Below are 16,217 nucleotides of genomic sequence, written 5' to 3' on the forward strand. Positions count from 1 at the left end.
CTACCGCCACTGCGGGATGCTGTGTTCAAGATAATTGTGCACGTGTCTTTGCCGACCACCCAGTTGTCGGCATTGCAGAGATGCTTCCAGCCGGGACTAGGGCTTGGCCTCGACATGAGATATTGCCCTTTCGAAGCGAAAGTCCGTTCCATTTGAATCCGGTTCATCCGCCAACGGACGGGGATTGCCCTTCAGGTAGAACTCGAAGAACGCAAGGGTGTGCTGGCCGATCGTGCGGGCTGCTGTCTCCGGATCGATGTTCCCGGAGCGACTGAAAAGATGCAACGGGGACGAAAATGCATAATCGGAAAAGTTGAAATGCTTCGCTCGATCGATCGTCAACCAATATCCACCGAACGTGGAAAAAAGCTCCCTGGCTTGAGCAAACTGTTCCCAGTACAGCTCCTTCTCGCGACGCTTCGCCGGACTAATATCGGTAGGATAAGGCGGTGGGCTTGGGTCGACCTCGCTCATGAAAAACAATGGGGCAATCGCACCGCTCTTAAATGATTCCCCCGCCATCAAACCATCCATGTTGAGGCATGCCTTGAACCTCCGGTCGAGCCAGCAGGTCTGCGCCGCAACTCCCCCTCCCAGGGAGAAGCCGAATATCCCAACGTGGTCAAGATCGAGACGATGCGCGATGGGATCCGTCTGATCCGCGGCATCGAGCCGCTCCAAGGCACTCAGCACAAATCGGGCATCTTCCGCTCTGTTGCGCACTTCCGTTTCGGCTGTCTTCAGAAACCGATCGAAGGAGGCATCCGTCCTGAAGAACTCTTCGTCCAACAGCCTGCTTGCAATCACGCGGCCATCGGGAAACACAGTAGAGAAGGAACTGTAAGGATGGTCTATTCCGACCACCACATAACCTTGGCTTGCCAACTCCTCGGCCAAATGCGTGTTTTCGGTTCTCATACCGTTCCACGATGGTACATATAATATGACCGGATAGCGCCCGTTCGCCCCAGCGACAGCAGCGTCAACGACAGAATGCGTTCTCACGAGCGAAAAGCGCGCGTTCCAGAACGTGGTGGTGGCTCTATCCTGGTAAGCTGCCCGTCTACCCTTGGGTGTCTCATCAGCCGGATACCAGATCTGCACCATCAGCTCTCGCGGAAAGTCGGGCTGGGCCAGCTCCACGCGAGTTCGGTCAACCAGATGTCGAATGCTGGTACCGACAGCGTAAGGGCCTCTCGGCGCTGGAAGTTGGAATACAGGGAAACTCGTACTCAGGAGAATGCCGGCACCAATGCAGCACAATCCGAACGACGCGACGATATAATGCGTCTGGATGTCCATCGTCCGCTGAGCCGTCATTTCCTGATATACGCTGGCCACGAACGTGAAATAGATCGGGGCCATCTCCCACCGGGGCCCTTCGAACTGGACATGAAGCGCGACGATTGGAATGCACAGGAACGGAAGATAGGCCAGCCAAGGATAATCGTTGCGATACGGCGAAAGTGCGTAAATGACATAAGCGATCAGCACGATGCCCGCAGAAAGCTCCCAAATGCGCATCGGTCCGCCTCCTCGCGGTCAAGTCGCGCGGCAGTCCTTTTCAGGCTCAGAATCCACGTCGACCGCAATCATGATCGCTAGCCAAGATATTCCTCCAGCCGTTCCGCCACTTTCGAAACATGTGGCTCGTGCATGAACGACAGATGGTCCCCGGCGACGTAGTTGACGCTCACGCCCTTCAGTGCGACCAGCTCCCAGCCCAAAGATTCATTGAGGCTATATTCCGGATCCCGCTCGTCGACCCGGAAAAGGACAATCCGCGCCGGGATTGGCGCAGGTTCATACGATCTCGCCAAAGCCTTGAACATCGTCTGATTGTCGCGCAGTTGAACCGGCATCGGCCGGTTTGCCAGGCGAGCGAAACGCCGTGTTAGCGTCCACAGTCGCAGATGTAGGTTCTTTCTGACAAAGAAGAATGCGCTGGAGAGAGCGACGTCGACCCGGTGGTCCGCTATCCTGCGATAGTATCGCCTCACGCGATCAACGCACCGAACGCTCCAGAAGCGGCACCATTCCTTGAACGGCAGGTGCCTATAATATCCCCTATTGCCCGTATCCAGCATCACAAGGATGGGCACTTCCTCCCCTTCCTCGATCAACTGCTTCGCCATCTCGAATGCGACGACTCCGCCGAACGAATAGCCGCATATCCGATATGGCCCCTTCGCCTGCAGACGCCTTATCTCGCTGTTGTAAAATCTCGCCAGCTCATCGATGGTCATCGCTTTCTGAGCGCCGTCGAGCTCTGGCGACGCCAGTCCGTACACCGGCTGATCGTGAGGAAGCGCCTTGGCAAGCTCTTCATAGCCAAGCACATGGCCACCACCACCGTGTACGCAAAATAGCGGCGCCCTTGTCCCGGACGCCCGAAGAGGAATCAAGGACGAGCGCGGGCCTTCATCCTCCCCGGCTATCGCGGCGGCGATCTGCTCGATGGTGCGGTCGACGAGCAACTTTGAGAGATCAATCTTTACGCCGAATTCTTTCTTGATCTCGCCGATCAACGATGCTGCCAGCAGCGAGTGCCCGCCCAGATCGAAGAAATCGTCGCTGACCCCGACTTTTGGCAAGTCGAACAGCCTCTCCCATATGGCCGCCAGCTTAGCCTCGCATGGATTGCGCGGCGCAAGATAATCTGTCCGCCCCGACGAGGTCGTCTCGACCGACATCGACGGTCGCGGGACGAGCGGCGGCGTCAGATCAACAATCCGCTTGCCTGGATTCTTTGCAATCTCTTCGAGTATCGATTGATAGAACGAAAGAATGTTACGTATCGATGTAGCTTCGAACAGACCTCGATCGTATTCGAGGTTCAGCCACACGCTCCCTTCGCGCTCGATGATCGCGAGTTGCAACTCGAACGGATTGCCGACGCTGGTCGTCGGAATCGGTGTAATGGCCAGGCCGCCCGCCTCGCGACGCTGAAGAAATGCCGATTGGTAGAGAAAGTAGAATTGAAAGAGAGGGTTTCTGCCACGAACCGACCGCATCTTGAGTTTGGCCATAATGCTTTCAAACGGAAAGGTCGCGTGGTCAAGTGCATCCATGATCAGTTGGCTGGCGTGCCTCAGCGCATCGCTCAGTTTCTCCTGACCGCCCAGATTGAGCCGAATGGCGATCGGTCCCGAAAACGGCCCGATGACGTTCTCCGTCTGGGTGCTTCGGTTTGCACTTGGGGAGCCGATCGTCAGATCTTGCTGACCGGTGTAGCGCTCCAACAACACCGCGAATGCCGCCAAGGTTAGCATGTACATCGTTACGTTTGCCGCGCGGCTCCGGTCCTTCAGCTGCTCGGTCAGATCGGCAGGCAAGCAGAGCCGTTCTATCGCACCGCGGACCTGCTGGCGCTGTCCCGGCGGGTGATCGGTCGGAAAATCCAACACGGGAAGCGGCCCAGTGAGCGACTTCATCCAGTAGGAAAGATGCCCATTGGCTTCTTCAGAGTTAAGCCAATCGCGCTGCCAGACCGCAAAATCAGCGTACTGAATTGGTATGGGCGCAAGGACGGGCTGCCGGCCCGTTACGAGCGCTTCGTACGTCACCCAGATCTCTCGCTGTAGAATGCTTTGCGACCAACCGTCAGAAATGATGTGGTGTACGGTGATTGCGAGCACGTGGTCCTCAGGACCGAGACGAAGCAGGAGCGCTCTTGCAAGAGGTCCACGTTCGAGATCAAATGGCTCTTGTGCCTCTTCGCGCAGAAGATCCCCAACTTCGAAATCCGCCTGCTGCGACATCTCGCTCAGATCGGAGAAGTGAAGCTCGCAGTCTGTTCGGCTCGATATGATCTGCTTCAGTTCGCCTTCGGCCTCCCTGAAGGTCGTGCGAAGGCCTTCGTGCCTCTCGACGAGTGACGTCAGGCTCTTTTGGAGAAGGTCGATCGAGAGTGGGCCTGCAATTCGAACCGAGGCAGGCATGTTGAACGCGGCGCTATCAGGCCGCAACCTCGATAGATTCCAGAATCTGAGTTGACTGACGCTTGCCGGCAGCTCGCAGCTGTCATCCGCAAGCGCCGATTCCTCTGGCTCTGCCAACGATACGACGACCCCTTCGTGCCCTGGCGCCGTGGATGGTTCCGAATCGGCGGGATGGACGGCAGTCAGTGTGGAAAGCTTCAGGGAAGAATCTACGGCGACCGCTTGAAGAATCTGCACCATGCCTTCGACCAGCAGATTTGCCGTGGCTTCGGTGTAGAGATCCGTGTCGTACTCAAGCGACAGACGCCACCCTTCAGCCCTTTCGACAAGGAAGAAGTTGAGATCATAGAGAGCTCCCGGAGACTTCGACGGAATCGGCGAAACACGCACTCCTGCAAAATCAAACTCGGAATTGACGGCGCCGCCAAATGCGCGCTGGCAGACGAAATTGACGGAGCAAAATTGCCCGTTTCGCGGTCTGTCGTCCTCCGGTAGCTCAGCGATGACGCTCTCGAATGGAACAACCTGATGACCGAGCGCATCCCATACCTCGTCCCGGGCATGAGCAGCCAGTTGGTCAAATCCCGGGTCGCCCGAAAGATCGAGCCGCAGGGCGATCTGGTTGACAAACAGCCCGACCAGATTCTCAAGTTCGGTGAGGCTTCGGCCCGCGAGCGGAGTCCACATCGCGATATTAGTCGCGCCGGTGTGTCGGTGGAGTATTGCAGCGCAAGCCGCGAACGCAGTGCTGAACATCGTTCCGCCGTACTTTTCGTTGAACGATTTCAGGGCATTTGTCATGTCCTTCGGCAGCAGGCGCGAGACGATCGCTCCGTTCGTTGTTGCTCCGCCGCGATGATGCACTGTCGGCGCCAGCCTGACCGGCCGGTAACCCCGCAACTTACGCTTCCAATAGCCAATTTCACGATCCCACGCTTCTTCCGCACGTTCCGCGCTCCAGATCACATAATCCGGAAATTGAATGGGAAGCGCAGGCAGCTCGGCCGCCCTGCACTCGGCGCGAGCGGTATAGAGCTCCTTCAGCTCGCGCAGGATGACGCTGATCGACCAACCATCGCAAATGATGTGATGGAGTGTCAGCATCAGCACATACCGAACCTCACCGACGCGGAGCAGGGCAACGCGGATCAACGGCCCCTTTTCGATATTGAATGGCCGGGTCGCTTCGGCCGCACACATCCGCTCGATCTCGGCGTCTTTTCCTGACGCCGGTCGATTCCGGAGATCGGTAACCGGGATGAGCAACCTCAACGTAGGGGAAATCAATTGACGGACATCACCGTCAATCCAGGCGAAGGTGGCTCTGAGGACCTCGTGCCGAGCCACAATCTCGTTGAAACATCGCTGCAACGCCGAAGGATCCAAATGACCTTCCAGACTCCAGCGAAATGAAGCGTTATAGGCCGAATTCCCGGGCCGCTCTTCGTTTTGAAGCCAGATTCGCTTCTGCGCAGGCGAGACCGGAAACGCGAAGATGTCCTCATCCGCTCTGACAGAGGCGCCTGAACTGCCAAGTCCTCCTTGCATGGGACTCAAAACGGGCATGCGGTCTCCATCCTCGCTGTTAGTCCTGAACCTTCCTGCCCCGGGAGACTTCGCGCCTCACGCGATACATGCCGCGCTCCACCGGAGTTATTACGTGCGACGCCACTGGCTGATCTCTATCGAGTTCAGCCAAGACCCCGGCAATTGTACGCTGTTGAAGCACCAACTTTGGCGTGATCGGTAGACCAGCCTTAGCCGCCCGCGAGGTTATTTGGAAAACGTGAAGCGAATCGGCTCCAAGCTCAAACAGATTGTCCGTCGTACCGACGACATCGAGCTTCAATATTTCGCAAACGATCTTTGCGAGGCTTTGCTCCTGCGAGGTCGTAGGTGCAACGTATTCGCGTCCCTGGCTCGCCACGTCGGGATCCGGCGTAGGAAGTCGGGCCTGATCGACCTTGCCGTTTATCGTCAAGGGGATGGCATCGATGGCGACGCACGCGTGCGGAATCATATGTGCGGGCAACTTGTCCAGAAGATGTTGCCGCAACTCCGCAGGTGTAATGTGCTTCCCTGGCTTGGCCACATAATAGGCAAAGAGCCTCGCAGCCCCTCCATCGTCCTTGCGTACGACGACCGCCGCTTGCTGCACCCCAGGATGTTCGACCGAGGCGACCTCGATTTCTCCGGGCTCGATACGAAATCCGCGAATCTTGAGTTGCGCATCGGCGCGACCCAGATATTCGATGTCGCCCGACGATAGCATCCGGGCGAGATCGCCCGATCTATACATCCGCGCATCCGGACCCGTGACGAACGGATCAGGAAGGAAGCGATCTGCAGAGAGTTCAGGCCGGTTCAGATAGCCGCCTGCGACACCGGCCCCGCCGACATAGATTTCACCAGTCACGCCCGGGGGCACCGGACGCTGCTTCGCATCCAGCACATAGAGACGAAGGTCGGGTATCGGCGTTCCGATGAGACTACGGGCCTCTCCCGACACATCGGTCGCGTTCAGCGGCCGATAGGTTACGTGCACCGTCGTTTCAGTGATGCCGTACATGTTGATCAACTGCGGACTGCGATCGCCATGGCGGTCGACCCAAGGACGGAGGCTCGCGAAATTCAGCGCCTCCCCGCCGAAGATCACGTATCTAAGGGACAATGGCTTGAGAAGACCCGCCTCCTCCACCTGGATCAGCTGATAGAATGCAGCCGGCGTCTGATTGAGAACCGTGACTCTCTCGTCAGCGAGCAGGTTGTAAAAGTCCTGCGGCGAACGCGTGACAAAATACGGCACGATGACCAGACGTCCACCGGTCAGGAGGCAGCCCCAAATTTCCCAAACAGAAAAGTCGAATGAGGAGGAGTGGAACAGCGTCCACACGTCGGTCTCTGCGAAATTGAACCAATGATTGGTCGATTTCAGCAGCCTCGCGACATTGTGGTGGTTAACGACAACACCCTTCGGCTTCCCGGTAGACCCAGAAGTGTAGATCACATAGGCAGGAACGTCCGAACGGGACAATGACGGCAAATTGGTCGAATCCTCCAGGCCGATATCGAGCCGTTCCTTGTCGACACAAATCACCTTTGGTCCGCTGTTCGGCAGTTTGCCTTCGAGCGTGGCCTGGGTGAGCAGGACAGACGGTCTTGCGTCATCGACGAGTGTGGTCAACCGCTCGATAGGATAGGACGAATCGAGCGGCACGTAGGCGGCCCCTGCCTTGAGGGTCGCCAGCATCGCTACGATCATCTCGACCGATCGTTCGAAGCTGGTCGCCACCATCGACGACGGCTTGACTCCCAGCCGCTGCAAATAACGCGCGAGCTGATTTGCCCGCGTGTTGAGCTCATCGTAAGTCAGGCGGATATCGCCCATCTGCACGGCAATACTGCCTGGCGTGCGGGCGGCCTGCCGTTCGAACATATCGACGATCGACTCCGTCGCGCTCGCATCAATCGAATTCGGATTCAGCCTTGCAAGCACCGAAGAGGTCTGCTCGCGGCTCATGAGCGTCAGGTCATCGACGGCTTTCGACGCATTGGAGACTGCATCGAGCAAGAGAGCTTCATAGTATCGCATCCAGAGCGATATCGTGCTTTCGTCGAAAAGGTCCGCATTGTAGTCGCAATCGATCATCAGCCCCTGATCGGACTCGACGACGTTGAAGAAGACATCGAAAATTACGGAAGCCTTGGGGTTCGGCTCGACCGCCGTTTCGAGACCCTCAAATCGAGCACCCGCTCCGAGGCGCTCGAGATTGAACTGGACCTCCATGAGCGGCATCCGCGCGGGATTGCGGGGGACGCCGAGCTTTCTCACGAGGGTTCCATAAGTATAGGTCTGGTGGTCATACGCGTCGAGCAAAACTCGTTTTGCATCGCTCAGAGTTGCCGCAAACGAGGCGTTCGGGTCGATGCGAGTTCGAAGGGGGAGGAAGTTGACACAGTGGCCTACGAGATTTCCGTTGTCGAGCAGACTCTGCCCCGCGGCGGGAATGCCGACAACAATATCGGTCTGGCTGCTGAGCCGATGAAGGAGCACGCAAAATCCCGCAAGCAACGTCGCAAAAAGCGTACAACCATTCTTCGCGCCAAGTTGCTTGATCCTGGAGTAGGACGCAGCGTCGAGGTGATGCCGAGCCGTGGCACCCGTGTGTGTCTTCACTGACGGCCGCGGGCGATCGGTTGGCAGCGCCAGTTGCTCGGGCAAGTCGCGGAACTGATCGAGCCAATATCTTTCAACATCAGTATTCTTGCCGGCGTCTTGAAGCTCGACTTGCTCGCGGGCATACTGGCAGAAACGCGCCGCCACGGGGAGATCGGCATCCCTTCTGCCAACCTTTGCCGTGTAGAGCCTTGCCAGTTCATCGACGAGCACATTGGTCGACCACCCGTCGCACACTAGATGGTGGGCCGTAATCGCCAACTGATAATGGCCTTGTTCTAGGCGCACGATCTCCGCACGAATCAGCGGCCCCTTGACGAGATCGAAGGGCCTTCGTGCGTCCGCCGCCAGAGTGCGCCGGTATTCGTTCTCGCGCTCGGACGGTTCAAACGAGGTCAGGTCTCGCACTGGCACGTTGAGCCGTAATTGCGGCTGAACATGCATGATGCCACCATCCGCATCAACCGTGGAACGAAGTGCCTCGTGTCGCTCGATCAGTTCGTTCACGGCCTCTCGCAACAAGCCAATCTGCAAATCGCCCTTCAGGCTGATGCTGAACGATTCGTTGAAGGCGGAGGACGCGTCACTCCCCAAGACAGCAGCGAGAAATATCTCACGCTGCGCTTCAGTCAGAGGAATCTGCTGTGGCGCTGCGGGAGCCGGATCTTCCAGTCTGGAAACGGCCGCCGTGGAAGAAGCGAGATTGCCCGCCGTTGAGAAGAAGTCGCCCTCGCGCATCTCGACCGCGCTGGCTCTGAACGCGCTTACAATGTTTTCCATGTCCTCATCGCTGTGCGACGTGGTCATGAAGCAGGGGAAACCCTCCCGGATATGAATGCCTTTGTCGCGAAGGTAGAAATAGTAGAGGCTGGCGAGCCGCTCGGAGGCCGGGAAGCTGAAGTAGAAGAAACTCGCGAACGTCTCAATATGGGTCGGAACCTGTTCGGCCTGCAGGACCTCATTGAGCCGATGAACGAGGTCTGAGGTTCGCCTGTTCAATTGCTCCTGGAGAGCGGGCCCGTGCTCCTTCAAATGCAGCAAGACAGCGTACATTGCCGCAAGGACGAGGGGATGACGCACGAACGTTCCTGCGAAGAACGTGACGCCGACCTCAGGATAGGAATCGTCTCCAAACTGCCAGGTGCCGCCATCGAGAGCATCCATGAAACGGCGTGTGCCGGCCAGAATACCCACGGGCATGCCACCCGCTATCACTTTTCCATAGGTCGCAAGGTCCGCCTGGATCCCGAACAGCGCCTGACACCCACCTGGATGGACGCGGAATCCAGTGACGACCTCATCGAAGATCAAGGCGGCGTCCGATTGTGTCGCAATCTTCCGGAGCTCCTTCAGGAACTCCAGCGGCTGTAGCGCGGGGTGACGGCTTTGAACAGGTTCAACCAGAATCGCCGCAATATCGCCAGCGTTCTTCCGGATCCATTCGAGAGACTCGTCTGCCCCGTAGTCGAGGACGACCATGTTGGACACGCTTTGCCGCGGGATGCCGGGCGCGATCGGGAACACAACTGGTTCACCGGCTTTGTCCCGGAGGCCTTTGACGAGAACTTCGTCAACCAAGCCATGATAGTCGCCATTGAACATGACGACTTTGCTACGGCCCGTTACGGTGCGGGCAACACGTAAAGCTGCGAGAACTGCCTCCGACCCGGTGTTACAGAACGCCATGCGTTCGTTGCCGGTCATCTCGCAGAACATCTTCGCGACTTCGCCGGCTAGCGCGCTCTGCGGGCCGGTCTCAAAGCCGGCATGCAGCTGCTTTTCTATAGCGTCCTGGACGAACGCGGGACGATGGCCGAGCATGATCGGGCCGAAGCCGTTTACAAGGTCGATGTACTCGTTACCGTCGATATCCCAGATGCGAGACCCCTTGGATCGGTCCGTGACGATCGGGTAGACCATCTCCTTCCACTGGTCGCGGAAACCAGAAACCACACGGGGATCAGCGAGCACACTGCGGTATTTTTCGGTGTAACTCTTGGATTTCCCGGTGCGCTGCGTCACCCGCTCGATGAGCCTCTTAAGCTGACTCTTTTGCGTTGCCGTCAAATCCTGGGACACCCCAATCTGCGGCGGCTTGTATGGACCGTGAGCCCTGCCGACATCCGACCGGGTGATCTCCTGGGCAACGATAGCCGGCGCTGCCTGCGGGACTGGCGGCAGAGGAACAATTGACGCACTAGAGACCACTGGGATCGCAGCTTGTGAGACTGCGACCTGCATCGTCTCGAGCTGCTTCGCGAGCAATTGATTCATCGCATGCAGTTGATCTCGCATGAGCTGTCCAACCGCGTCTCCAGCCAGGGACGACGGGGCACCTGGCGCAGCAGACGCAGGTCGAGACTCTTGCGCGGCGACGGAGGCAGCCGCGATGGCCGTCACGGTACCGGTCTCATCTGGACGCTTCGGAGTACTTGGCGGTTCGCAGAACGCATCGGGCGCCAACTCGCCCTGGACATAGTTGGTCAATGCCGCCAGGCTCGATATGTCATTGAGCAACTGCCGAAACGTGATCTTGATCGCGAACTTCTCCTGCACGGCTTGCGCGAGCTGCGTGAGGAACAGAGAGTCGAAGCCCAATTCGAGAAATGTTATCGAGCTATCGACCGAGGCGACGTCCACCCCGGAGAGTTCGCGCAACAATTCAGCAATCGCGGTCTGAATTTTGGACGAGCGAGCCGATAGCGACGTCAAAGCTGACTGCGATCCATTTTTGGGCGCCATGTTCGCGACTTCCGTTTCCTGTGTAGGCTGAAGATTGCGCACGGTGCGATCCGACCCGGAGGCCCCTGCGGATGATGTCGGATCTTCTCCACCGATCGCCTCTGGGACCATTTCGAGCCAAAAGCGCTTTCGTTCGAACGGATAAGTCGGCAATGGAAGGCGCAGACGGCGCTCGCCATTGTGCAAGCCCTTCCAGTCCGGCCGAACTCCGCCAAGCCATAGAGCGCCTACGGCGGATAGGAGCGCTTCGACATCGCGCCCACCGGAGTGTTGATCTGAAAGCGACGACACGATGATCTGGTCTTGCGGGCCGCCGTGCTGCCGCGCAAGCGTAGCCAGGACATTCCCTGGTCCCACCTCCAGGAGCATCGCTTTTGGATTCTGCCGGATCACCTGAACAACGGACGAAAATCGGACCGGCTCGCGCGCATGTCGCGCCCAATAATGAGGATCGGTTGCGTCCTCGTCGGTAATCCAATCCCCAGTAACGCCAGAAACATAGGGGATCCGAGGCTGGTTGAGCTTCGTCTCGGCGATTGCCTCCGCCAATGGATCAACGAGAGGATCCATCATCGCAGAATGAAACGCGTGAGACGTTACCAACCGCCGATAAACGACCTTCTGATCGCCCAACTCGCGCTCAAGGTCGGCGATCGCTTCAAGCGGGCCTGCAACCACGCAGAGCGACGGAGAGTTGACCGCAGCAATCGAAAGGGGCCCGCGCAGAATGCCGTGAAGCTTCGCCTCTGGTAGCCGGACCGAGAGCATGCCGCCTGCAGGCAGCTGCTGCATCAAACGTCCCCGCACAGCAACGAGTTTCAGCGCATCTTCCAATGACATGACGCCCGCGAGGCATGCTGCGACAAACTCACCAATGCTGTGGCCGGCCATCGTTGTTGGCCGGACTCCCCAACTCATCCAGAGTTGCGCCAAGGCGTATTCGATTGTGAAGATGGCCGGCTGCGCGATGATTGTTTCGGTTACGGCGCGCTTTGTCTGGTCATTCGCTCCCTCCGGCGGATATAACACGCTTCGAAGATCGACCCCAAGGTGCGGGATGAGCATCTCGGAACAACGGTCAACGACCTCCCGAAAGATCGGCTCGGCTGCGTAGACCTCACGCGCCATGTCGACGTGCTGCGAACCCTGCCCAGGGAACATGAAGCAGATTTCGGGCGTGTCGTATGGCTTGGAGCGTGTCTGTATTCGTTCCCGCTTTGACAATGCGAGGACAGCTTCATCGACGTCTCCTGCCACCACCATCCGGCGGCAAGAAAATTCGTGCCTACCCTCCTGTAAGGTCCAGGCGACGTCCGCAAGGTCGAGCTCAGGGTGCTGCCGCAGATGCTCTGCTAGATTGTCGGTAGCGCTCTCGAGGGCGGTCGGCGAACGCGCGGACAGCACCAGCAACTGCGATGATCTGGTCGAGTGCGTCGGCTCTCTCTGTGGCGCCTGCTCAAGCACCAGATGCGCGTTGGTTCCACCGACGCCGAAAGCGCTCACTCCCGCTCGTCGCGGACCATCGCCGCAATTCCATTCCGTACGCTCGGTGATGACCCTGAACGGGCTGCTCGCCAAATCGAATTTTGGATTGGGACTCTTGAAATGCAAAGTCGGCGGGAACACACCGTGTTCTACGATGTGAGAGGCATTGATCAATCCCGTTACGCCGGCAGCGATATCCAGATGCCCAACATTGGTTTTAGCTGTTCCAATTGCGCAGAACTGCTTGCGTCCAGTAGAGAGACGAAATGCTTTGGTCAGGCCAATCAGCTCTATCGGGTCGCCCATCGGCGTCCCTGTTCCGTGAGCCTCGATATAGCCTATCGTATCCGGGTCGACATCCGCCGCCTCATGGGCCATGGCAATGACGCTGGTCTGCCCTTCCACACTTGGCGCCGTGTAGCCGACTTTCGCCGATCCATCGTTATTGACGGCGAAGCCACGGATGACAGAGTGGATTTGATCGCCATCGCGGATCGCATCGTCTAGTCTCTTCAGCAGCACAACACCAACGCCGCTTCCAAAGACCGTCCCTTGCGCGGCCGCGTCGAAGGCCCGACAGTGACCATCAGGTGAGACCATCCCCCCTTCCTGATACTGATAGCCGCGCTCCTGGGGAAGGGTGATCGAAACGCCACCCGCCAGGGCCATATCCGTCTGGTAGGTCAATAGCGATTGGCACGCCTGGGTCACCGATAGCAGCGATGTCGAACAGGCAGACAGCATGGTGAAACTTGGTCCGCGCAGGTTTAGCTTGTACGACACGCGGGTAGACAGGAAATCCAGGCTGTTTCCCATCATCTCGACGTAGTTCGAGACCTGGTAACCGGAGGTAAATTTCGCGATGAACCCCGGCGTCGCACACAGCCGTGAGAGAAAATACGAAGAAAGACTGGATCCGGCATACACGCCAATCAGGCCGGGATACGACTCAGGCACGTAGCCGGCGTTCTCGATCGCCTCCCAACAGCATTCGAGAAATAGACGCTGCTGAGGATCCATCAATTCGGCTTCGCGCGGATAAATCCCAAAAAACTCTGCGTCGAAAAGTTCGATGTCGTCGATAATCGACCGCGCGTTCACAATACCCGCGCCCGCCGCCGGCGCGCCCTGGCTAGGTCCCTCCGGCGAGCCAGCTCCGAAGCGAGAGATCGCCTCTACCCCATCCAGTTGGTTCCGCCAGAACTCCGCCACGCTACGCGCGCCGGGAAACCGTCCCGCCATTCCGATGATTGCTACGCCTTCCGCAGCTTCACGCTCTGCCTTCCCATCGCTCACGATGCATCTCCGATGCGGAATGGCCGCTTTCGGCCAAACGCTGCGCGTTGCCTTTGCGCTCTAGACCGCGCGTCCGCGAGGCCCGTCTGCCGCGCGGTGCTCGCATTCAGATGCCGCGCGAGACCGCGTATCGTGGTGAACTCGAACAGGTCGGTAATGGGAATATCGAGCTGCAACTCTTGTTGCATCCGAACATGAACTCTCGCGAGCAGGAAGGAGTCTCCGCCAACATCGAAAAAATTGTCGTCGATACCAACCGCTTCTATACCTAGAGCCTTGCGCCAGATGTTTGCGATCTCTACCTCCAAGGGCACCGAGGCACGTACAGGCTCGACGTGAGCCACTCGTTTGGGCGCAGGAAGAGCGGCACGATCTATTTTGCCATTCACCGTCAGCGGGAAGGATTCGAGCATTTCGTAGGCATAAGGCACCATATGCTCGGGAAGGCGCGACTTGAGAAAATCACGCAAGTTCGGCGTGGAGACAGATACAGACGGTTTGCTGATAATATAAGCTACGAGCTTCGGCTCACCCGGCTGACCGTCTCTTCGCGCCATAACAACGGCCTGCGCAACGGACGGATGATCCGCAAGCGTAGCCTCGATCTCTCCCAGCTCTATCCGGTAGCCGCGAATCTTGACCTGCAAATCACCCCGGCCGAGATATTCGAGATCTCCGTCCTCGGTGGCGCGTGCCAGATCGCCGGTTCTGTACATGACGTTCAACGGCCCGGCTGCAAACGGATCCCGAACAAAGCGTTCCGCCGTCAACTCCGCGCGATTCAGATAGCCCCGCGCTACGCCAGCGCCACCGACATAGATCTCTCCGACACTGCCATTGGCGACCGGCCGCATTTCCGAGTCGAGCAAATAGAGCTTCAAATCCGGAATAGGAACGCCGATCAGGCTTCTTGTTTCTGCTTGGGCGTCTATTGCCCTGACGGGTCTGTAAGTTACGTGAACGGTCGTTTCCGTTATCCCGTACATGTTGATTAGCCGTGGCGTCTGGTCGCCATGACGTTCGAACCAGGGACGGAGATTTGCGAAATTGAGTGCTTCGCCGCCGAAAATGACATAGCGAAGTTTCAACAGTTCAACGACGCCGGATTCTTCAAGTTGGACCAATTGATAGAATGCGGCCGGCGTCTGGTTGAGTACGGTGACCTGATCCTGGGCCAACAAGCGATAGAAATCGCTCGGCGAGCGGGCTACCCAGTGCGGTACACAGACCAGCCGACCTCCACTCAGCAGGCAGCCCCAGATCTCCCAGACCGAAAAATCGAATGCCGATGAGTGAAACAAGGTCCATACATCGCTCGGCCCGAAATTGAACCAATGCGCAGTCGAGGTAAAAAGGCGGGCCGCATTCAGATGGGTGACCATTACCCCCTTGGGGCGGCCCGTCGATCCCGAGGTGTAAATCACATACGCAAGATTATCTGGCGAAGCGATCTCCTCCAATCGATCCGGGCTCTGCTCGTCGATCTCACGACGGTCCCGATCGACGCAGATGACCGTCCCGCAGTCTCTCTGTCCGAGCCTCCCGGCCAACATTTCCTGTGTCAGGATCGCAGACGGGTTTGCATCGGCGAGCAACATCGAGATTCGTTCGAGCGGGTACGACGGATCGATCGGGAGATAGCCGGCACCCGCCTTGAGGACGGCAAGCATGGAAATGACCAGGTCAAACGACCTTTCAAAGCACACAGCAACCAGACTATCTGGCTGCAGATCCAGGTTGCGCAAAAGGCGTGCGAGTTGGTTGGAGCGTTCGTCGAGTTTACGATAAGTGAGGCATTCGTCCCCAAGCTTAATCGCGACGTTATCTGGCGTTTGAGCTGCTTGCCGTTCGAAGGACCGGCACAATGTTTCAAGACGGAACGGCGCGCGTGCTTGCGTCTCCATCCCTATCACCAGCGAGTCAGCATCTGGCCACGCCATATGTACAATCGCCTCTTCGAGCCAGTCTCCAGGAAAAAAAACCGAGACGGCGTACTAAAAAATACAAAAATCTTGGTGGAATATAATCGACCGGGACCTAATAGTCAGCTTGTTCGCGATTTCGCCCCGATAACATGGCCTCCTTGGTTAATTCGCAATATTGTCGCGTATTTCATTGCTGCCTTAATCGACGAACGCGCTGCTCATGAATTCGTTATCTCACTCGATATTTTCAGATCGATGAAGGGCCAAGTCAGGCGCTCGCGCATGGCCGTCCTCATTTCGACGGATTTGATGCTTCCTTCCCGAACTCTCGGCGCTCATCGGCGCTCGATTCATGACGTCAGGAGGCACGCCTGTCTTGAGAACCCTCGCAGGATTTCCGGCAACGATGGAGTGCGCCGGAACATCCCTCGTGACGACACTTCCCGCACCGATGATCGCGCCGTTTCCGATATTGATCCCGCCGACAATGATGGCCTGCGGCCCGATCCAAACATCGTCTCCAACAACGGGGTATTCCGTTACGCGCCCTTCGGGTGTGATTCTGTCCTTGCGGCCAATCACGACACCGTTGAACAGGGTCACGTTCGAGCCGATGATGGCATCGCGGTTCACAACCAAACCCCAACCATG

At 57.8% G+C, this 16,217-nt stretch carries 4 protein-coding genes and 1 pseudogene; all 5 read right to left on the reverse strand.

Annotation, left to right across the window (positions count from 1 at the left end; translation table 11 throughout):
- Nucleotides 1-96: 96 nt before the first annotated feature.
- On the reverse strand, nucleotides 97-1,524 hold the full coding sequence (locus tag FNV92_RS31210) for an alpha/beta hydrolase family protein (RefSeq protein WP_143843215.1): 1,428 nt from the start codon (nucleotides 1,522-1,524) through the stop codon (nucleotides 97-99).
- A gap of 77 nt (nucleotides 1,525-1,601) precedes the next feature.
- Nucleotides 1,602-5,507 (reverse strand): alpha/beta fold hydrolase, encoded by a 3,906-nt coding sequence (locus FNV92_RS31215; protein WP_143843214.1) that lies wholly within the window; start codon nucleotides 5,505-5,507, stop codon nucleotides 1,602-1,604.
- 19 nt (nucleotides 5,508-5,526) lie between these two features.
- A complete protein-coding gene (locus tag FNV92_RS31220; protein WP_143843213.1) occupies nucleotides 5,527-13,641 on the reverse strand; it encodes a non-ribosomal peptide synthetase/type I polyketide synthase in 8,115 nt (2,704 codons plus the stop codon).
- A complete protein-coding gene (locus FNV92_RS31225) occupies nucleotides 13,638-15,545 on the reverse strand; it encodes an amino acid adenylation domain-containing protein (protein ID WP_244623800.1) in 1,908 nt (635 codons plus the stop codon). Before FNV92_RS31225 ends, FNV92_RS31220 begins: the two co-directional genes overlap by 4 nt.
- Before the next feature lie 396 nt (nucleotides 15,546-15,941).
- Nucleotides 15,942-16,094, reverse strand: a pseudogene (locus FNV92_RS34665) (DapH/DapD/GlmU-related protein); the annotation flags it as partial.
- Between the last annotated feature and the right edge of the window lie 123 nt (nucleotides 16,095-16,217).

It is taken from the genome of Bradyrhizobium cosmicum (assembly GCF_007290395.2).
GTDB classification, from domain to species: Bacteria; Pseudomonadota; Alphaproteobacteria; order Rhizobiales; family Xanthobacteraceae; genus Bradyrhizobium; species Bradyrhizobium cosmicum.